Below are 401 nucleotides of genomic sequence, written 5' to 3'. Positions count from 1 at the left end.
CTTTAAGGTCAGTACCGGTCAAATCATATTCTGTTCCATCTGGCTCTCTGTATGCCAGCAATGGAGAATCGAGTACAACGAATCCCGTGTGTGGTGTGTGGCGCTCACGGCAGAAAGCAAGCAGCCCGAGGGTGAAAGCTGCATGCGTAATGGCGCGAAGGCCCTTACCAAAAGCACTACGCGACTTTCCAGCAATTACAAGATCTCGAGACTTGGAATCGAAGTACACATCCCCAACCTCTGGGAAGTGCCAACCAGTCAGTATGCCTTCAACAGTCTTAGCAAAACTATGGGCCACAGTGCTTGAGAGATCTGCGTTAGTAACCACCCCAGCCTTCTCGTCCTCAGTGCCCTTCTCAAGATCAGCCCGACGGCGCTCCATGTCTTGAACAGTGGCATAG

The 401-nt window shown here is 51.9% G+C and carries 1 pseudogene; it reads right to left on the bottom strand.

From position 1 onward, the window contains the following. A pseudogene (locus FMM79_RS21310) lies at window positions 1–401 on the bottom strand (hypothetical protein); the annotation flags it as partial.

Origin of the sequence: Novosphingobium sp. BW1 (assembly GCF_008107685.1) — a bacterium.
Taxonomy (GTDB): domain Bacteria; phylum Pseudomonadota; class Alphaproteobacteria; order Sphingomonadales; family Sphingomonadaceae; genus Novosphingobium.
Note: the sequence above shows the minus strand (reverse complement) of the source record. Positions and strands in the feature narration are given on the sequence as shown.